The 19,854-nt window shown below is 42.8% G+C and carries 24 protein-coding genes; 3 read left to right on the forward strand and 21 right to left on the reverse strand.

All coding sequences use genetic code 11. The features are described 5' to 3' along the window. Window positions 1–160: 160 nt before the first annotated feature. Window positions 161–538, reverse strand: a complete 378-nt coding sequence (locus BMZ78_RS08845) for an ArsR/SmtB family transcription factor (RefSeq protein ID WP_093229648.1) — start codon at window positions 536–538, stop codon at window positions 161–163. Between the two features lies 1 nt (window position 539). Then, the gene (locus BMZ78_RS08850; protein WP_093229650.1) at window positions 540–968 is read right to left on the reverse strand and encodes an SRPBCC family protein; all 429 of its coding nucleotides are present in this window, start codon (window positions 966–968) and stop codon (window positions 540–542) included. A 170-nt stretch (window positions 969–1,138) separates the two neighbouring features. Between BMZ78_RS08850 and BMZ78_RS08855 the strand changes: the two genes are divergently transcribed. The 3 genes from BMZ78_RS08855 (at window position 1,139) to BMZ78_RS08865 (ending at window position 2,940) form a co-directional block, all read left to right on the forward strand. After that, on the forward strand, window positions 1,139–1,453 hold the full coding sequence (locus BMZ78_RS08855) for a DUF2627 family protein (protein WP_093229652.1): 315 nt from the start codon (window positions 1,139–1,141) through the stop codon (window positions 1,451–1,453). A gap of 216 nt (window positions 1,454–1,669) precedes the next feature. Next, window positions 1,670–2,638: a superoxide dismutase gene (locus tag BMZ78_RS08860; RefSeq protein WP_245739795.1), complete on the forward strand. Its 969-nt coding sequence runs from the start codon at window positions 1,670–1,672 to the stop codon at window positions 2,636–2,638. Window positions 2,639–2,697: 59 nt separating this feature from the next. Further along, window positions 2,698–2,940, forward strand: coding sequence for a hypothetical protein (locus tag BMZ78_RS08865; RefSeq protein WP_093229655.1), 243 nt, complete (start codon window positions 2,698–2,700; stop codon window positions 2,938–2,940). 102 nt (window positions 2,941–3,042) lie between these two features. On the opposite strand, the gene BMZ78_RS08870 is transcribed toward BMZ78_RS08865, so the two are convergent. The 19 genes from BMZ78_RS08870 to accC all read right to left on the reverse strand — a co-directional run bounded on the left by BMZ78_RS08870 (window position 3,043) and on the right by accC (window position 19,835). Next, on the reverse strand, window positions 3,043–3,240 hold the full coding sequence (locus BMZ78_RS08870; protein WP_093229657.1) for a hypothetical protein: 198 nt from the start codon (window positions 3,238–3,240) through the stop codon (window positions 3,043–3,045). A 200-nt stretch (window positions 3,241–3,440) separates the two neighbouring features. Then, a complete protein-coding gene (gene spo0A / locus BMZ78_RS08875) occupies window positions 3,441–4,220 on the reverse strand; it encodes a sporulation transcription factor Spo0A (protein ID WP_093229658.1) in 780 nt (259 codons plus the stop codon). Window positions 4,221–4,255: 35 nt separating this feature from the next. Continuing rightward, window positions 4,256–5,635: a SpoIVB peptidase gene (spoIVB, locus tag BMZ78_RS08880; protein WP_093229660.1), complete on the reverse strand. Its 1,380-nt coding sequence runs from the start codon at window positions 5,633–5,635 to the stop codon at window positions 4,256–4,258. A 178-nt stretch (window positions 5,636–5,813) separates the two neighbouring features. After that, complete coding sequence (recN, locus tag BMZ78_RS08885; RefSeq protein WP_093229661.1) at window positions 5,814–7,508, reverse strand: DNA repair protein RecN; 1,695 nt, start codon at window positions 7,506–7,508, stop codon at window positions 5,814–5,816. A 12-nt stretch (window positions 7,509–7,520) separates the two neighbouring features. Then, window positions 7,521–7,976: a transcriptional regulator AhrC/ArgR gene (gene ahrC / locus BMZ78_RS08890; RefSeq protein ID WP_093229663.1), complete on the reverse strand. Its 456-nt coding sequence runs from the start codon at window positions 7,974–7,976 to the stop codon at window positions 7,521–7,523. A gap of 18 nt (window positions 7,977–7,994) precedes the next feature. After that, the gene (locus BMZ78_RS08895; RefSeq protein WP_245739796.1) at window positions 7,995–8,852 is read right to left on the reverse strand and encodes an NAD(+)/NADH kinase; all 858 of its coding nucleotides are present in this window, start codon (window positions 8,850–8,852) and stop codon (window positions 7,995–7,997) included. Between the two features lie 25 nt (window positions 8,853–8,877). Beyond that, complete coding sequence (locus BMZ78_RS08900) at window positions 8,878–9,423, reverse strand: hypothetical protein (RefSeq protein ID WP_093229664.1); 546 nt, start codon at window positions 9,421–9,423, stop codon at window positions 8,878–8,880. 52 nt (window positions 9,424–9,475) lie between these two features. Then, window positions 9,476–10,288, reverse strand: a complete 813-nt coding sequence (locus BMZ78_RS08905; protein WP_093229666.1) for a TlyA family RNA methyltransferase — start codon at window positions 10,286–10,288, stop codon at window positions 9,476–9,478. Window positions 10,289–10,302: 14 nt separating this feature from the next. Further along, on the reverse strand, window positions 10,303–12,192 hold the full coding sequence (gene dxs, locus BMZ78_RS08910) for a 1-deoxy-D-xylulose-5-phosphate synthase (RefSeq protein ID WP_093229668.1): 1,890 nt from the start codon (window positions 12,190–12,192) through the stop codon (window positions 10,303–10,305). After that, the gene (locus tag BMZ78_RS08915; RefSeq protein WP_093229669.1) at window positions 12,173–12,790 is read right to left on the reverse strand and encodes a hypothetical protein; all 618 of its coding nucleotides are present in this window, start codon (window positions 12,788–12,790) and stop codon (window positions 12,173–12,175) included. The genes dxs and BMZ78_RS08915 overlap by 20 nt, the downstream gene beginning before the upstream one ends. A 137-nt stretch (window positions 12,791–12,927) precedes the next feature. Continuing rightward, the gene (locus BMZ78_RS08920; protein ID WP_093229671.1) at window positions 12,928–13,110 is read right to left on the reverse strand and encodes a hypothetical protein; all 183 of its coding nucleotides are present in this window, start codon (window positions 13,108–13,110) and stop codon (window positions 12,928–12,930) included. A 411-nt stretch (window positions 13,111–13,521) separates the two neighbouring features. Beyond that, window positions 13,522–14,412, reverse strand: a complete 891-nt coding sequence (locus BMZ78_RS08925) for a polyprenyl synthetase family protein (RefSeq protein WP_093229781.1) — start codon at window positions 14,410–14,412, stop codon at window positions 13,522–13,524. A gap of 6 nt (window positions 14,413–14,418) precedes the next feature. Beyond that, on the reverse strand, window positions 14,419–14,670 hold the full coding sequence (gene xseB, locus BMZ78_RS08930) for an exodeoxyribonuclease VII small subunit (protein ID WP_093229672.1): 252 nt from the start codon (window positions 14,668–14,670) through the stop codon (window positions 14,419–14,421). Beyond that, complete coding sequence (gene xseA, locus BMZ78_RS08935; protein ID WP_093229674.1) at window positions 14,663–16,024, reverse strand: exodeoxyribonuclease VII large subunit; 1,362 nt, start codon at window positions 16,022–16,024, stop codon at window positions 14,663–14,665. Before xseA ends, xseB begins: the two co-directional genes overlap by 8 nt. Before the next feature lie 750 nt (window positions 16,025–16,774). Further along, window positions 16,775–17,194 carry a transcription antitermination factor NusB gene (gene nusB / locus BMZ78_RS08940; RefSeq protein WP_093229676.1) on the reverse strand — a complete coding sequence of 140 codons (420 nt, stop codon included), beginning with the start codon at window positions 17,192–17,194 and terminating at the stop codon, window positions 16,775–16,777. A 45-nt stretch (window positions 17,195–17,239) separates the two neighbouring features. Beyond that, complete coding sequence (locus BMZ78_RS08945; protein ID WP_093229678.1) at window positions 17,240–17,470, reverse strand: DUF2273 domain-containing protein; 231 nt, start codon at window positions 17,468–17,470, stop codon at window positions 17,240–17,242. A 14-nt stretch (window positions 17,471–17,484) separates the two neighbouring features. Next, entirely contained in the window at window positions 17,485–18,045 is a 561-nt protein-coding gene (gene amaP / locus BMZ78_RS08950) for an alkaline shock response membrane anchor protein AmaP (protein WP_093229679.1), read from the reverse strand. Window positions 18,046–18,073: 28 nt separating this feature from the next. Then, window positions 18,074–18,475 (reverse strand): Asp23/Gls24 family envelope stress response protein, encoded by a 402-nt coding sequence (locus BMZ78_RS08955; RefSeq protein ID WP_093229681.1) that lies wholly within the window; start codon window positions 18,473–18,475, stop codon window positions 18,074–18,076. Beyond that, complete coding sequence (gene accC / locus BMZ78_RS08960) at window positions 18,468–19,835, reverse strand: acetyl-CoA carboxylase biotin carboxylase subunit (protein WP_093229682.1); 1,368 nt, start codon at window positions 19,833–19,835, stop codon at window positions 18,468–18,470. Before accC ends, BMZ78_RS08955 begins: the two co-directional genes overlap by 8 nt. Between the last annotated feature and the right edge of the window lie 19 nt (window positions 19,836–19,854).

Below are 19,854 nucleotides of genomic sequence, written 5' to 3' on the forward strand. Positions count from 1 at the left end.
TAAAAAACCTCTCAAGATGAGAGGTTGAGGCCGTTGACAAACCCGGTTTTCCTTTTTCAGTTGAACGACTTATTGAAAATATTTTGGTAGTATTCAATCGCTTCTTTAACGTTTTCAACAATAACAAATGGATATAATTGTTCCTCCCAAAAGTCACAGGCTATTCTTTTGGTTCCTGTTCTTCGTGTTTTGATTCCACCAGTTTCAAACCATCTATTTCCTCGTTTTCTACGTAATGTTTAAGCATGGATAGCTTGTTTGCCCAGAATCGCTCGAAAAAGGAAAGCCATTGCTTCAGTTCAATCAGAGGCTCTGGCTGGAGCCTGTACCGCGTCTCACGCCCTACTTTTTGTTCCTTGACAAGTCCGGCATTCGCCAGAATACGCAAATGCTTGGAAACGGCTGTGCGGCTCATGGGAAAGTGCCTGCTTATAATGGTAACAGGCATCTCCTTATCAGCAAGCAACCTTAGCAGTTGGCGGCGAGTAGGATCGGCGATCGCCTGAAAGACGTCATGTTTCTGTGATGGCGCAGGCATTTCAAGCCTCCACATACTTGCCCAGCGACTTAAGAAGCACAGTCCAGCCCTGGTTCATGCGATCTCGCACAACCGAATGAGATTCTCCGAATTCTGTAACTTTGTTTGCATCCCAGCCAGAATGGATCAGCGTAAACTCCGTTTTACCACCATCAAGCTCTTTTAATTCGAAAGTGATGGTCCAATCTTTTCCCCAATTGAACGAAAGACGGTTGGGTGGATCCACTTCCGTGACCTTGCAGGGGGACATGCCAAACTGGCCTGCATTTAAATGAAACTCATGGCCGACTACAGGCTGAAAATCATTTGGCATAAACCATGCAGCCAAACCTTCTGAGGTAGAAACAGCCTCCCATACTTTTTGAATCGGTGCGTTAAATACAATAGTCTGACGGATAGCCGACAGTGTATCTTGGTTATTTCCTTGCATTTTTTACCTCCATAACGTGTTAATATGAAACCATTTGGTTTCGTTTAGATTATATGAAACCAAATGGTTTCGTGTCAACAGGCATTCTCTCACCAAAATTCCCCAAAAGACTGGTTTTCCTGCACCAAATACTGTACCATAAGGATGGTAACGAGAAAGGCGGGATCTTTATGAAACCGATCTATCAACGAATCTTGGCTATACTCATATTGTGTGTCCCGGGAGCTCTCGGTATTTATGGCTGGACCATCATTCGTGATGTTCTGTTTAACTATTTTGCCCAACAAGGGTTTGCTTGGGGGCCTTTTTTAGGTGGATTATTCTTACTCTTATTTGCCTTATATTTCCTGGGTGGTTTTATCTTTTATCGGGACAAAAAAAGGAACCGTGTTCAACCGAAATTATTAAGTAAAGAAGAGAGAGAACAATTAGCTTCAAAAAAACGGGAGAAAAAAGACAAATACAGTTTTTATAAAAAAGTATGACAGCAGCCCACTTTCCTGTGAGGAACTGCTTCTTTCCAACCTGAATGTCATGTTTCCTTCTTCAATGATATGGGACGTGGTCATGAAACAAAGGGATTCCTTTCTGATATAACCATAGAACCTTTGTCAAACAGCCTTTGAATATCTTTCAAGAAGGCTGTTTTTTTATCATGCGATCAAGAATTCCCTCATAAACTATGTTTAGGAGGGATGAATATGTATCCGACATGGGATCATCCATTACTAAAAAAGGCCATTTTAAGCTCCATTCATCTATGTCGTCAATGGATTCGCGAACAACAAAAAGAGATCCAGGATCAGCATATCTTATCGGATTTGCAGGCATTAAATGCACAATTTTCCGAAATTGAAGCAGCCGCTTCTTCCCCGTTTACTCATCCCATGACATTATATCACTGGTTAGAACAGGTGATTTTGACACAAAAACAATACAGAAAATGGCTACAGACTTTAAAAAAAGCAAATCCGTCCCCACTGATTGCTGCCCAGCCATCTGAATCCCCTGATCCAGCCGAGACCCGAGAAATGATCAAAAAGCGGGTTCCGATCGGTCAACATCAACTTCCACCCTTGCCATATCCATATGATGCACTGGAACCCTATATTGATGAACAAACCATGCGAATACACCATGATGAACATCATCTTTCTTATGTGGAGGGCTTAAATACGGCTGAAAAAATGTTGGAACAGGCTCGGCAAACAGGTAACTTCCAGCTGGTCAAACATTGGGAACGGGAATTGGCATTCAACGGAGCAGGACATTATCTTCACACGCTATTTTGGGAAACCATGAACCCCCAAGGGGGTGGAAAACCAACTGGGTCCCTTTTAAAACAAATCCGACAAGATTTCGGGAGTTTCGAGCGTTTTCAAAAGCACTTTTCCTCTGCAGCAGAAAAGGTGGAAGGAGGAGGTTGGGCTATTCTCGTCTGGAGCCCTCGCTCCCATCGTTTGGAAATTTTACAGGCAGAAAAGCATCAAAATTTATCGCAGTGGGATGTCATACCACTTTTGCCACTAGACGTTTGGGAACATGCCTACTATCTGAAATATCCAAACCAAAGAAAAAAATATATCTCCGCCTGGTGGAATATTGTCTATTGGCCGGCTGTCGAACAACGATGGAACAGGGCAAAACATCTGATCTGGCAGCCTTTCTAATCATGCGCAAAAGCCTATCTTCTGCATAACATGTAGAAGAGTGCAGGAGGTGGTATTTTATGTCCAAGAAAAAACGTATAATTGTAAGGGAAAAACCAGCCAATCGACCATCAAAGCCTCGTTACACACTGGAGGCCAATCGATTCTATCAACAAACCGTTGCACCGCTGGTCAAAAAGTATCGGCAAGCCATGCAATTAAAGAATTACGATGAGGCAGGCTCTCTATTTCAACAAATCGTCGAAGCAAGAAAACATCATCGATACCTGCTACATCGCAAAGGGAAAATTCGCATTAAATAATCATGGATCCAGTTCTGCTGTACCTCCAAATCTCGATGAAGTCTTGTGTATGGAAAACATACTTGTTCAAGATCCTATACTTCCCTCTGAGCAGAGGGAATTTTATTTATGCCTTCCAATCCGAATCCGGCCAAATCCTTTTTTGAAGAGTACAATCAGTGATGAAACCCCAACCAATATCAGCCCAAATAACCCTAAACCAAAGATAAGCAAAACGGAGAATATCGTAGAAATAACCACAATCAATAAAACGAAAAGAGCAAGCATCACATTTTTCAATCCTTGTGTAATCGCATGCATTGGAGATGTTCCCCCCTTATGAAAAATCATCCCTCTAACCCATATCCTATGTCAATGCCAAAGACTTATGGAACCATTATGCAAAAAAACACCGCCTCTATGAGGAGTTTTCCCCACTAGAAACGGCATTTCATTTCAATAGTCGGCAACAAAGCATAGAGATAAGTACGATGATTACAAAAACTGGAATAATTGTTCCCCTACCCTACACGATGTTCAATCCGAAGTTTATCCGCCACCATGGCAATAAATTCGCTATTTGTTGGTTTGGCTTTCGTCACATTGATCGTGTAGCCAAACAAATTGCGAATCGAATCCATATTTCCTCGACTCCAGGCAACTTCGATGGCATGACGAATCGCTCTTTCTACCCGACTGGGAGTCGTATTAAATTTCTCAGCAATACGCGGATACAATGATTTTGTGATCGACCCAAGCAAATCGACTTCATGATAAACCATGGTAATGGCTTCACGAAGATATAAATATCCCTTGATATGAGCAGGTACACCAATTTCGTGAATGACATTGGTAATATTGGCATCCAAATTTGGGGAACGATGAACCTGACCATTCAAGCTGACTTTCCTAGTAGGGGTAGTCGTAACTCCCTGCATTTGTCGAATCCGGTGAGTAAGTACTTCCATATCAAATGGCTTCAAAATGTAATAAGAAGCTCCCAATTCGACTGCACGCTGGGTGATATTCTCATGACCAAAAGCAGTGAGCATAATGATCTTTGGAACGGGTTGTATATCCAAGTCGTGAATTTGTTCCAGAACTCCAAGACCATCCAAATGAGGCATAATGATATCCAAGACCAGAACATCAGGAACCTTCTCATTTAATAAATCAATAACTTCTCCCCCATTATAAGCAACGCCAATCACCTCAATATCGGATTGGCTGGACAAGTACTCTTTTAATAATTCGGCGAATTCGCGATTATCATCCGCCAATGCTACTCGAATCTTATCCACAGAAACCCTCCTTACCGTCCTGCAAACAGTCCTATTTAACCTTTCGACATAAACTTATGCGTTCCTTCTTTATTACATTTTTTTCCATAAAAAAGCGGATCTTTTGTAAGATCCGCTGTCTGCTGGATAACTCCAGCATCTTGTAACATCCATTCAATAAAAGTTCCATATCCTGCTGTAGGATCATTGACAAAAACATGAGTGACAGCTCCAACCAGTTTCCCATCCTGAATAATCGGGCTACCGCTCATCCCTTGTACAATCCCGCCTGTTTTTTCCAACAGTCGAGGATCAGTGATCTTAATAATAATTCCTTTCGTGGCAGGGAATTTCTGTTTCATGACGTGTGAAATCATAATGTCAAACGCTTCGACTTTCTGTCCCTCGACCACTGTCAATATTTTGGCTGGCCCCTCTTTTACCTGTTCGGCCAAAGCAATCGGGACCGGTTGGGAATAAAGGCCGTTTCCTGGTACACTGGCCATCTTTCCAAAAATGCCAAATGAGGTATTTTTGGTAATATTGCCCAATACATGGTCTTCATGAAAAAAGATCGCGCGCTTTTCTCCTGGCTCACCTGATTCTCCTTTTTGGATCGAGGTTACATTTGAGTAAAGGATTTTGCCATCACCAACCCGAATAGCCTGTCCTGTATCCATATCCGTAATAACATGTCCCAAAGCGCCATATACTTTTTTATTGGGATCATAAAAAGTCAGTGTTCCTACACCTGCGGCAGAATCCCGAATATAAAGCCCCAAACGGTAAGCCTGATCTTTTTCATCAAAAATCGGGGACAATTGAACCTGCTTCTCTTCTCCTCTTCGTACCAAGTGAATCATGAGTGGCTTTTGGCTTTTTCCTGCTTCTTGCACGGCCTTGCCAACTTCTTCCACATGAACAATGGGTTTGCCATTGATTTTGGTCAGGTAATCACCAATACGAATATCGGCTTTTTCTGCGGGTGAACCATTGATTTTGTTATTTTTTATCAAATGATACCCAACAACTAATACACCGGATGATTTTAATTTCACACCAATGGATTGTCCGCCTGGAATCACTCGAATATCTGGTAACACACGGACTTTCACTTGTTTGATCGGTACAGTGTCAAATAATTTCAGTGTTAACAAGGTATGACCAATGGTCTGAGTAGAGACTGTAAAAGGACGGCTTAAATCAATGGCAACCATAGGTTTGCTCAAACCATTGACACGGATGACATCAGGATTGGATAGATTCGCTGTAGCGGAAACGGGCATATCCAAGCGAAATTGCTTCAGTTGTCCCTTCATCAAACGTAACTCGACTGGAAAATGAGTCAATTGCTGGAAGAATGTTGTTGTACTGCCCAAAACCAAAAGAAGCACCAGGAGAACACCTAGCCATTTTTGTTTATCTCTTTTTTGCAATATTCACCACTCTCCTGAGCTCCTGCCTAAACCTTCGCCAATGAAGAGTTGTGTAAGCTTAAGATATCCGCTACATGCTTCTTTTATGATAGAGAAATCCTTCCGAAAGATATAACAAACATTCCTTAAAAATAAAAAACGGCATGCTCTTTTCGTTGAGCACGCAATGTTGAACGGACTATAAGCTTTTTTTGACTTCTTCAGCCAAACATAACATTTCTTCGGCATGGGTGTGTGTCGTCGGTGTTAATTCTGCACCACCCAACATGCGGGCCAATTCTCTAGTTCGACCTTGTTTATTTAATGATTCCACTTTTGTTCGTGTTTTATATCCATCCGATTCCTTGGATATATAAAAATGATGATCAGCCATACACGCTACTTGCGGTAAATGAGTCACACAAAGCACTTGATGATGTTTGGCAACCATCGCAATTTTTTCAGCAATTGCCTGAGCCGCTCGCCCACTCACACCAGTGTCGATCTCATCAAAAACCAATGTATGAATCTGATCCATATCCGTAAAAATACATTTTAAAGCCAACATGATTCGAGAAAGCTCTCCTCCTGAAGCAATCCGAGCCAAAGGACGAAGTGGTTCACCTGGATTAGGGGCAATTTGAAATTCGATTTGATCTTTTCCAGTCAGCGTAAATAGCGGTACCCGATCTGCAGGCTGATAAAAAGCCACATGAAAAACGGTTGCGCCCATATTCAAGTCTGCCAGTTCTTGCTCGACTCTTTTTTCCAGCTTGCTTGCTGCTTTTTTTCGCAAAAAGGTCAGCTGATCTGCCAGTTGCAACAATCTCTCTTCCAACTGCTGTTTTCTCTCAGATAATTCTTCTTCAATCCAATCACGCTGGGATAATTCTTCCAATTCCCGCTCGACTTTTTGGCAATAACGTAAAATGTCCGAAATGGTTTCTCCGTATTTCCTCTTTAACTGTTTAATCGTATAGATCCGTTCTTCCACTTCATTCAGACGATCCGGATCAAATTCCAACTCATCACGGTATTTCGCTATTTCATGAACGCCTTCTTCCAGTTGATAATAAGCGGACTGCATCATCTCATAAACAGGGGCCAAACGCTCATCCAAATGAAGCACTTCTTCCATATGTGAAAGTGCTTTCCGAATCAAATCCAATCCTTGATTTTCTCCATACATATAGTAATACGCTTGCGATGCATTGGATAACAGTTTTTCAGCAAAAGCCAACCGGTTTCTTTCTTTCTCCAGTTCAACATCCTCACCTTCAACCAATTGCGCCGCTCTTATTTCCTCTTTTTGGAACTGAAGCAAGTCTATACGCCTTGCGACCTCCTGCTGATCCAAATTCAAACGGGCCAATTCTTTTTGCACTTGCTGATATTCATGAAATAGTGTTTGATACTGATGCCGCACTTCCAGTACTTCCTCGCCAGCAAAATGATCCAACCACTCCACATGCTCATCCGCATCCAAAAGCGATTGATGTTCATGCTGACCGTGTATGTCTATCAGTTTCTTGCCAATTTGCCGAAGCATGGATAACGTCACAATTCTTCCATTGATTCGACATGTACTTTTTCCACTGGCAGCAATTTCGCGGCGAAGGAGTAAGGTCTCCTCCATCTCAAGCCCCCATTCGTTGAGCAAAGACCAAACAGGATGAGAAGAAGAAATTTCAAACAATGCTTCAATTTCTGCTTTTTCTGCACCATGGCGAACGAGATCCGATGAAGCTCGTCCACCCAAAACCAACCCGAGAGCATCGATTAAAATCGATTTCCCTGCCCCTGTTTCACCTGTTAACACATGAAAACCATTTGAAAAAGTTAATGAAATCTCTTCGATAATGGCAAATTGGCGAATCGTCAACTCCCGTAACATCAGCATCGACCCCTACAGCATATCAATAAACCGTTGAGCTAACTCTTCCGTAATTTCCTTACTGCTGCATACCACCAAAATCGTATCATCTCCAGCCAATGTTCCTATAATTTCTTCCCAATCCAGATTATCGATCAGGGCAGCTACTGCCTGTGCATTACCAGGTAACGTTTTGATAACAATCAGGTTTTCCGCATGATTGAGTCCGACAAACGATTCCTGTAACATCCGTTTTAACTTTTGCGGAGAATTATACCGTCGATCAACCGGTTCTGCCGGTAAGGAATACTTATAAGTTCCATAATTCGTCGGTACTTTTACTAACTGTAACTCTTTAATATCGCGGGAAACAGTGGCTTGCGTAACGTTGTATCCCGCCTTTTTCAATTCATCCACCAATTCATCCTGTGTTTCAATATCTTTACTGGCAATAATCTCACGAATCTTGATATGTCGTTGTGCCTTCATGCTCATTTTCTCTCCTTTCTACTTATTTTCTCCATGCAATTTTTTTCTTACCACTTCAAAAAAAGAACGTTCTTTCCATTTGATTAACTGTGTATAACAGGCAGATCCTTGGATACGAATCACATCTCCAGACTGCAATGAATATCCGACTTGCCCATCAATGGTTAATCCCATTTCATTGTGCGTTGCATTCACCTGTACTTCCAGTATCCCATCTTTAGGCAAAACCATCGGACGTGATGTCAGTGTATGGGGACAGATTGGCGTTAATAATATCGTATGAATACCAGGCCAAACAATTGGACCTCCACATGAAAGAGAATAAGCCGTCGAGCCAGTGGGTGTCGATACAATGACACCATCTCCCGAGTACGTTCCCAAATAAAGACCATCCATATGAACTCGACAAGTGATCATTCGACTAAATGAGCCTTTGGCGATCCCAATATCATTAAACGCGATATCTCGCTCAATCACTTTTCCATCTCGTATAAGCTCAGCATCCAACATCAAACGTTTTTCAATGCAATAATCTCCATTTAAAATCCGGTCAACAGCGGTAGACAAGTCGCTGGGCTCTGCCTCTGACAGAAATCCCAAATTCCCAACATTAATCCCGAGAATCGGTAAATCATACTTTGCCAGTTGACGGGCAACTCCCAGCAGTGTTCCATCTCCACCCAACACAAACACAACATCCACCTTTTGTGGAAATTCTTCCAATACAATTCCTGCACGATGATACTTCAGTTGTTCAGCCATTTCTTTTTCCAAATAAAACGGAACATTCTTTTTTTCCAATAGATCAATCAATTGGCATGCAACGGAATAAGCGTGGTGTTTACTTAAGTTCATCGTAATGCCAATGGTTTTCAAACAGTCCCCACCCCAATATACTCTGTTATCCGTTTTGATAAAGCAGAAGTGCCAGAATCATCCCTACAATGCTTGCAATCACATAGCCAGAAAGTGCAGATTTTCTCTTTTTCAGTTTCATATCAGGCACATCAAGATGAATCAATTTGATACTACCTTTTTCTTTATCGACATACAAGATACCCGATGGTTCAAACAACAGGAAATACGGTAAAAAGTAATCGCGTAAAGCCGAGCCAGACAAGCGTAGCGGCTTTCGTTCCCGTGCAACCATGACCAAATAGGTTCCCTCTTCATTACGGGCCAGATAATCCACAAACATTCGACTGGAATATGCTTCTCCATCCAGATCAATCGCAATTGGAATCTTGATCTTTTCATCAATCACTTCATATCCGTGTTCTTGTAATATCATTGGTACTTTACCTGTAAATGAAATGGACTCACTTTTTTCTTTGGATGAAAACAGCCAACCTTTTACGGAAGTTGTTGAAGCAATATTTTTGATCATTAAATAAATGATGACTCCGATTAATAGGTAAAGAACCAGGGTATCTCCGACCTGAGACATCCTTCCCCCTCCCTTTACCTATTTATTCGCAGTCATACATCATTCCCCTTTTTTATTTGAAACAAGCATGGGCTTCTTTTACTATTTTCTCTATTTCCTGTGTCCAATCGAGCATGCGGGGAGCTCGGTACACCATATGACTTAAAAACTCGATATTGCCTTCTCCACCTTGAATCGGTGATGGAGCGATTCCCTGAACATCAAAACCCTGTTCATAAGCCAAGGCGACAAAACGCTTCAAAACTTGGCGGTGGACTGCTGGATCTTTCACAATTCCTTTTTTGCCTACTTGTTCTTTTCCCGCTTCGAATTGAGGTTTCACCAGGGCAACTACCTGGCCTTCAGGCAAGAGAAGCTCTTTGAGAGGCGGTAAAATATGGGCCAGGGAAATGAAAGAAACATCAATCGTTGCAAAATCGGGTCTGGCTTCCTTTAAATCCTCCGGTTTTATATACCGAAAATTGGTTCGTTCCATGACAATGACCCGAGGGTCTTGGCGTAATTTCCAGGCCAACTGTCCGTACCCCACATCAATGGCATACACCAACTGCACTCCATGCTGTAAAGCACAATCTGTAAATCCACCGGTCGATGCCCCGATATCTAACATTACCTTATCACGTACATCGATCGCAAAAAGCCGGAGTGCCTCTTCCAGCTTCAATCCGCCCCGGCTGACATAAGGATGGAGCTGGCCCTTTACTTCAATCTGAGCATCCATGGGAACTTTTGTCCCTGCTTTATCGATCCTTTGTCGATTGACAAAAACAAGGCCAGCCATAATAGAACGCCGGGCTTGTTCCCGGCTTGAAAAGTATCCCTTTTTAACCAATAGTACATCCAATCTTTCTTTCTCCACGGTCATCCACTTTCTAGCGATTATACTTCTACTTCTTGGCGAAAAAAGGTGGTAGCCACAGTATTGGCAATCTGCTCAGGTGTTAACCCCACTTCACGTCTTTGGTCTTCAATCGAGCCATGTTCGACAAAATAATCAGGGACTCCCAACAATTTTACCCTTAGATCTGTAATGCCTTTTCCTGCAAAAAACTCCAGAACAGCACTACCAAATCCACCCATCATACTTCCTTCTTCAATCGTGACAATCGGAAGTTTTTCTTTACTTAATGCCAGTAACATTTCCTCATCCAACGGCTTCGCGAAACGGGCATTAATCACCCTTGCATCAATGTTTTGCTGTGCCAGCTTTTCTGCCGCTTTCAATGCTGGATACACCATGGATCCAAAGGCCAGTAAGACAATATCTTTCCCTTGACGAACGACTTCCGATTTTCCGATAGGAATTAATTTGAAGTCAGCATCCATTTCTACACCGATTCCAGCACTCTTTGAATAGCGAACAGCAATGGGGCCATCATCATATTGAATGGCAGTATATAGCATATGTTGAAGCTCATTTTCATCTTTGGGCATCATGACGACCATATTGGGTTGTGCACGCATAAATCCGATATCAAATACCCCTTGATGCGTCTCGCCATCCTCACCGACAAATCCGGCCCGGTCTACTGCAAAAACTACATTTAAATTCTGTCGACATACATCATGAACCAACTGGTCATAGCCGCGTTGCAGGAAAGTGGAATAGATCGCTAACACCGGTTTCATTCCCTGCGTAGCCAAACCGGCTGCAAAAGTAGTCGCATGCTGTTCAGCAATGCCGACATCAAAACAGCGATCCGGAAACTTCTCCTGAAACTTCTCCAGCTTGGAACCCGTAATCATCGCTGGAGTGATGGCCACAATCCGTGGATCCTTTTCAGCCAGTTTTACCAATGTCTGTCCAAAAACGGCTGGATAAGCAGGTGCACCGCCAGCTTTCTTCTTAAAGGCACCTGATTCAATCTTGTAAGTTCCTACTCCATGATATCCAACTGAATCATCTTCTGCCGGCTTGTATCCTTGTCCCTTTTTGGTAACGACATGCACCAGGACAGGTCCTTTAATGCGTTCTGCCTGACGTAAGGATTTTAACAACTCTTCGATATTATGACCATCAAAAGGACCTAAATAGGTAAAGCCCAAAGTTTCAAAGAAAATGCCTGATACCAGCAGAAACTTGATGCTGTCTTTTACCCGCTCCAATGTTTTGGCAAAAGGTTCGCCAACTGCTGGGATCTTTTTCAGAAATTGCTCCACTTCTTCTTTCATCTTATGGTAATGCCGATGCGTACGAAGCCTTCCCAAATACTGATGCAGGGCACCAACGTTCGGGCTAATGGACATCTCATTATCATTTAAAATAACCATCAAATCTTTTTTCTCTTCACCAATATGATTGAGCGCTTCCAAAGCCATGCCACCTGTTAAGGCTCCATCACCAATAATCGCAATGACTTTGTAATCCTCGCCTTTCAAGTCACGTGCTGCAGCCATCCCCATCGCACCAGAGAGAGAGGTACTGCTATGTCCCGTCTCCCAACAGTCATGGGGACTTTCGCTTCGCTTTGGAAAACCGCATAACCCTTGATATTGCCGAAGAGTCGAGAATAGATGGCGACGTCCGGTCAAAATTTTATGCACATATGCCTGGTGACCGACATCCCATAACATTTTATCTCTTGGACTGTCAAATAAGTAATGAAGGGCAATGGTCAGCTCAACCACACCCAGGTTTGATGCCAAGTGTCCACCTGTAACAGAAAGACTCTCGATCAAAAAAGTACGAATTTCTTCCGCCAACTTGGGAAGATCTTCGATCGGTAACTTCTTTAAATCCTCTGGAGAATTAATCTGCTCGAGGAGCACCAAGACCGCCTCGCTTTCTTTTTCTTTTCTTTTTCACTATAAATAATTGCAGATTCAACTTTTGATTTACATAGTAAAAAAATTTGCCTACCCGGAATATAATGTGATTGGCATAATGAATGGAAATCGTTTTCCCTAATGCTTTTCCTCCTACTGTCAGTGCGGAGATCAGCGAAACCAATAAGGTATTAACTAACCATTGATTCTTATCTAGCTGTGGATAAGATGCAATCAAGGAAGACACCACTGCCAGGGCAGCTGCTCCACTAATAACCCCACTGATATCTCCGATGACATCGTTACAAAAATTCGCAAATTGATCGGCCCGGCGAATAATTCCAATGGCTTCTTTCGCACCGGCTACTTTTTGTGCTGCCATCGAATGAAAAGGCTGTTCGGTTGCCGCAGCCGCAGCGATTCCCAACATATCAAAACCAATACCGATCCCGACAATGCCAAACAAGACAACAAAACCACCTATCCAAGACAATCCACTCAAGATGGACGAAGAAGTGAAAGAAAGAATCATGGCCAGGATCGCAGAAATAATGCCGACAGTCACTGCCCATCTTAGTGGCTTGTGGAAGAATCCCCCCATATGTATCTTTCTCCTTTAGTTCGAGCACTCATCAGAAAAATGCCGGTCATGATTGACCGGTGTGCTGTTTCTGCTATTATGTATTTTTCCATGACAAATCTTAAGTATTAGCCGAGTGGTAACTATCCAGGTAAATTTTACGGCTTAGGTCCAGTAGGATTTCCCAAAGAGGTATCCTGATCGTTGCCAATCAGGCGGTTTCCCTTTATAACCTCTCTCAGCGCTGTCGCCAAACGCTGGACTGGATTACCACTTAGTCCGTACTTTAATCCCCAGATAGCCTTGCCACTTGCAAACAGTCTAGGAGTTTTCCTCAACAACCTGCGTCATCCCCCTAGCCTCTTTTGCAGTAGAACTTTCAATTCACTCGTTAACCAAGTGAATATCCCCATCCTACCACTCAAGGCAGGCTACGCTGCATCCAAGTCATTCCCCGAATGCAGGTTCATCCCCTAAGCCATCGCCAGATGCACGATCTCATCCAGCCACGCACTTAGGCCTCCGCGGAAAGAGGGTCAACGCCCACATGCCTTTGTGGATCGCCCTCAATCCTTAACTTCCAGCATCAACCCACGGCTGGGCTCCGCAAGCCAACACCAGAAACTTCATCGATACGCCCTTTAGCGGATTTTTAGGCCCGCCTTCAGGGGTGACCGGTTGACTAGAATACTGCACCACTCGAATAGTAACTTTATTATAGCACAATTACTGTATATTCTCATACAGCTAACTTACCAATCTCTAGATAATAGATAATCTGCTATTTCCAGTAATCTTGCGGGTCGAATCTCATCATGTTCCCTTATTTTTCCTTTGGCCTCTTCAATACAGACAGACAACTTTCGCTTGGCTTCATCAAGTCCGAGTAAAGCAGGGTAGGTCGCCTTGTTTTTCTCTTGGTCACTCCCTACTGGCTTACCCAGTTTTTCTTGATCTCCGATTACATCCAAAATATCATCTTGAATTTGAAATGCAAGACCTAACCCATAGGCAAATTCTGTTAATGCTTGCAAGGTTCGTTGGCTTGCGCCAGCTATATGCGCTCCCGTTCTCACTGAAAATGCAATCAAATCTCCTGTTTTCAAGCGGTGAATCTGTTCCAGTTGAGCCAGGGAAATTTTTTTGTTTTCACTTTGTAAATCGTAGATTTGTCCAGCAATCATTCCTCTGGATCCAGCACATCTCGCCCCCTCTTCAATAATGGTCAGTGCCACATCCAAGGGAAGATGAGCATTTTTCGCTCCAGCCGCCATTAAACCAAACGCTTCCGTTAACAGCGCATCACCGGCTAAAATAGCGGTACTCTCGCCAAATTTTTTATGATTGGTCAATTGTCCCCGACGGTAGTCATCATTATCCATACTCGGTAAATCATCATGAATCAATGAGTAGGTATGAATCATCTCAATGGCACAGGCAAATGGAAGAGCTTTTTCTTCATCTCCATTCAATGCTTCTACAGTTGCCAATACCAGAACCGGACGAATGCGCTTTCCTCCTGCCAATAAAGAGTATTTCATTGATTCTTTCAAAACAGGCGGAACTCCCTCCAGCTGATCCATCGTTTCCGCCAAAGCTTGATTGATGAATTCCGCTTTCTCTTTGATATAATCCAATATCATCAACACTTACTCCAGTTCCTCCTCTGATAAAAATGGTTTCTTGATCCACTCCCCATTTTCCTGAACGAGCATCTCGATTTGCTGTTCGGCCCATTCCAATTTTTTATTGCAAACATGGGCCAATTTCATCCCCTCATCAAATAAACGAATCGCTTCTTCCAAAGGAGCTTCTCCTTTTTCGAGCAAACGAACCACTTCTTCCAGTCTCTCCATCGCTTTTTCAAACGGAAGGGATTCCATTTGTTCCAAATCACTCATGATTCGATTCCTCCGATCCCCAAATTTGGCACTTCAACTTCCCATCCGATAATCGAACCTGAATCAAGTCACCCGGCTTTACCTGCCTGACTGATTTCACCAGTTCATCACGGCCCAAACGATAAACCAGCGAATACCCCCGTTTCATCACTTTTAGTGGGCTTAATGCATCCAACCGATCCATTAAACGCTGGCTTTTTCCTTCTTGATCCCGGATGATCCGAAGTATGGCATTTAACAATTCTTTTTGCAAATAAAATAGTTTGTCTCTTTGTTTGGATAAGCTTACTCGGGGATGAAGCCGTTCCAGTTGATTTGCCAAACGCTCGACTTTTCGTTGGGAATTAGTCCATCTTTTTTCGATGGCTTTTACCAGGTCGCTTTGTAAATAGTCGAGTCGTTGTGCATATTGTTCCAAACGGGCATGGGGTTGTTGAAAAATCGGTCGGCTCAGTAACTGCTGCAGTCGATGACGCCATAAGCTTATCATAGACGTTTGTACCTGAATCAACCGTTTTTGTAAAGAGGCTAATCGTTCTTTTAACTCCTCCAGGTGTGGAACTGCCAATTCTGCTGCAGCTGTTGGAGTGGCTGCACGCAAATCAGCAACCAAATCGCTCAGGGTAAAATCCGTTTCATGTCCAACAGCTGAAATCACTGGAATTTGCGAACGGAATATACTTCGAACCACCATTTCTTCATTAAACGCCCACAGTTCTTCGATAGATCCCCCGCCACGCCCTACAATTAACAACTCAACTTCCTGTAGCTGATTCATAATATCGATCGCTTGGGCCACTTCCTTGGCAGCGGTTTCTCCTTGCACAGAAACCGGAAATAAAATCACATGCCCCAGCGGATAACGCCGCCGGATCGTCGTAATAATATCTCGAATGGCCGCTCCACTGGCAGAAGTAATCACACCAATCTTTTTCGGAAAGGGCGGCAGTGCTTTTTTATGAGCTGGATCAAATAAACCTTCTGCCTCCAACTGTTCCTTTAACTGCTGGAAAGCAACAAACAAATCCCCAATTCCGTGTTGACGCAAATCGTGAATATATAACTGAACTTGTCCATCTCGCTCGTAAACGGACAACCTGCCTCTAACAAGTACCCGATCCCCATTTTTCGGCGTAAAACGCAACCGTCGATTATAGCTCGCAAACATGACCGCTTTTATTTGGGTTTGTTCATCTTTTAGCGAAAAATACATGTGACCACTACGCGCATGATGGGTAAAATTGGTGATCTCTCCTTCTACCCACACCTTCTGTAACAACTCGTCCAGTTCGATCGTTTCTCGTAGATAAGATACCAGTTCGGTTACGGACCATGGCTTTTTTTCGATTTCCACCGCTTCTTTCTTCCTCTCACTTTTTCCTATGGTTATTTGTTTCCCATGTCTCTTACCCGCACACCTGTTTCCATTATGTCACAAAACAGTAAGAGATAAAATAATCCTTCACCCTCATAAGAAAAAAGACAGGAACCGTCTGCCCGTCATTTGTAAATGAAGAACAAGATGAAAAGCAATTAAAACGGCATCATGTCTTACCATCAGCGCATTCCTGCATCAAGGATTCAAGTGGTGATAACGGCAAGATCCCTAAATTACGCAGGAGAAAAGGAATCTCGATAAATATTATAATATTCCGATAGATTATTTTTATATATTTGAATAGTAATGTTGATCATATTCAAAATTACGTATATTATGGAACTAGATGGAGTGTATTGCTCTATCTATTGCGATTTAACCGCCAACCAACAGCAAACGCATTTTCTCTTACCCCACTGAGAATTGTACATCTTTTCACAAGAGGATGTCCATCCAGCCTGTTCATAGATGTGAGTCTAATCATTTTTTTCCTGCACTTGATCTCAAGAAAGTATATCTTAAACGCCTTAGATAATAACTCTTCTTCGTCCAAAGAAGGACATAATAGTTTAAAAATATTTAGAATTAATTTTTATCCAATCTTCCAAAAGCGTTTGATCAGTAGTTCCATTCGATTGATTCTTCACTTTCTAGATAAATTCCCCCATTTGATAGATAAAAAAAAACCAGTATCCATGTTGAATCAGATACTGGTTTTTATCATGATTATTCATCATCACTAGCGACATTGCCCAAAATCCCGTTGACAAAACGCCTCGATTCCTCGCCACTATAAACTTTTGCCAGTTCTACTGCTTCGTTCAAAATAACTCCTTTAGGTGTTTCCTCTTCAAATAATAGCTCAAACACAGCTATGCGAAGAATGGCCCGATCCACAGCGGCAATCCGCTCCAGTGACCATCCCTTCTTCAAATAACGCTCAATGGTTGCATCAATGGTTGAGAGATGTTCCTTCACACCACGAATCAAGTAATGATAAAAATCTTTATACTCTCCTTCCAAATTCTCTCCTCTTTCCTTGATCACGGAATCCTCCTGATCCGGATGAAACTCCATTTGATACAACGCTTGCAGTACACATTCCCTGACATACCGACGACTCATTTCTGCTTTTACTTCACTCATATAATCGATCCCCCAAAAAGAAACCCGAGCCAATCGGCCCGGTCTCTATTTACGCATCCATTTCTCTAAAATAATGGTATCGATGACCTCTTTTAAGTCTTCTTTGCGATCAATCTGCTTCCCGATAAAAAAGCCAAGTCCTACTAGCAGTGCAAAGAAGAGCATTTTCCAAAAACCAACCATTAAATAGATGAGACCAAGGGCAAAACCAATGAAGGAACCCGCAATTCTTCCTCCATATTGTAACCAGATCGTCTCAAGAAAATGTTTATCCATGTTGGCGCACCGCCTTATTCAACACGAATTTTCGCTCGATTGGCCTGAATGGTTTTTGCCACATACACCGGGACTTGATCTACTGCAACTCCCGCAATGGTCTCCACTTGATCTTTCACAGTCCGCTGCAGTTGTTCGGAAACCTGCTGAATCGGTGTTTCACCATCGACAATGATTTTGAGACCAATATCGACGGAAGAAGTTTTGATATTATGGCGAATACGGGCACTCAGATCACGAACACCTTTTACCCTTCTCGCCGCCTTTACAGCGATATTCTCAATGGTCTCCAAAGAAATGCGAATATTGCCAATCTCGGTTAATTGGTCTACACCAGCATTGGCCGATCTTCTAAATATTCCCCAACTAATAAAATACAAGCTTATCAACAAGACAAAGACGCTGACACCAACCACTGATATATTTAATGTGACATCTCGATCCAACAGTAAAATGGCTTCGCTTGCTTTTTTTGGATCGATAAAAAGATCGCAACCTATTAATATACCCGTAATAGCGAGGGCTGCAACCCCCAAACTGAATAAAAATAACAGGAGCCGATCCCATAAGCCCATCGATGGTCTCCTCCTCTATCTGAAGATATTACCGAACCCGTTTGCTTCCGACCTCTTCTTTCCCTTTTTCTAGATTAGGAACTTTGATTCCTTCTACACGTACTACCACTTTTTCTACTACCAGACCGGTCATCGATTCAACAGCTGCTTTTACTTTTTGCTGTACTTCCTTGGCCACTTCGATAATGTGATAGCCATATTCCACAACTATGGCCACTTCAATGCTGGTATGTTCCGCAATCTCCACCTGGGTACCCTGCCGAACATTTTTGCGGCCGATCAATTTATTCAAATCACCTACTACCCCGCCTTTCAATTCAACAACACCTTCAATTTGGGTAGCCGTCAAACCTGCAATCGTCTGAATGACTTCAGGGGCTATTTCCACTTTACCAAGCACATTTTTCTCTTCATACATCAAATTATCCATCGCTTTTGTCACTCTCCTCTTGCCAGTTGTATTCCTCTAAAAACTGAATATGGAAGTCGCCTTCTACAAACTTCGGATGGTTGATCAATTTTAAGTGGAAGGGGATGGTTGTATGCACACCTTCAATGGCAAATTCTTTTAATGCTCGTGTCATGCGCTCCAATGCTTCTTGACGATCTTTACCCCATACGATCAATTTGGCAATCATGGAATCATAAAAAGGTGGGATGCGATAACCCGGATAACACGCACTGTCCACACGAACTCCAATTCCACCAGGAGGCAAATAAAATTGAATGGTTCCAGGGGAAGGGATGAAATTTTTATCAGGGCGTTCGGCATTGATCCGACATTCAATCGACCAGCCATTGATCACAATATCTTCCTGTTTCACGGATAACAGTTCTCCAGCGGCTACACGAATTTGCTCTTTCACTAAATCAATGCCTGTTATACATTCTGTCACAGGATGCTCTACTTGAATCCGCGTATTCATTTCCATAAAATAGAAATTCCCATCTCGATCGAGTAGAAATTCCACCGTACCTGCTCCAGAATAGTTTACAGATTTTGCTGCCTGAATGGCCGCTTGTCCCATCCGTTCACGCAGCTCCGGACTTAACGCTGGAGAAGGAGCTTCTTCAATTAGTTTTTGATAACGACGCTGGATCGAACAATCCCGTTCACCCAAATGAACGACATTTCCATGTTTATCTGCCAAGATTTGAATTTCGATATGACGGGGCTTTACAAGGAATTTTTCAAGATAAACACCTGGATTGCCAAAGTTAGCCTCTGCTTCTTTCTGTGCAAGCGTTATTGCCCGTCTCAATTCTTCTTCGCTATGTACAATGCGCATTCCTTTTCCGCCACCGCCTGCTGTTGCCTTCACGATCACAGGATAGCCGATTTCGTTAGCGGTTTTGGCAGCCTCTTCGATATCTTCAATAACCCCTTCTGTTCCCGGAACTACTGGAACGCCTGCTGCTTTCATCGTTTCTCGAGCGGTCGTTTTATCTCCCATCTTAATGATTGCTTCGGGAGAAGGACCGATAAACTCAATCCCACAGGCAGCACACAACTCCGCAAAATCAGCGTTTTCTGCCAGAAAACCGTATCCAGGATGAATAGCATCTGCACCAACCAATGTTGCCGTACTCATTAAATTGGTCATATTTAAATAACTGTCTTTCGCCAACGCCGGTCCAATACAATAAGCTTCATCCGCCAAGGAGACATGGAGTGCATCACGATCAGCTTCGGAATAAACAGCCACCGTACTAATACCAAGCTCACGACAAGCACGTATAATACGTACAGCAATTTCTCCACGATTTGCCACTAATACTTTCTTGAACATCTTGCTTTCCTCCCGGGGA

This window comes from Thermoflavimicrobium dichotomicum (assembly GCF_900114055.1).
Taxonomy (GTDB): domain Bacteria; phylum Bacillota; class Bacilli; order Thermoactinomycetales; family Thermoactinomycetaceae; genus Thermoflavimicrobium; species Thermoflavimicrobium dichotomicum.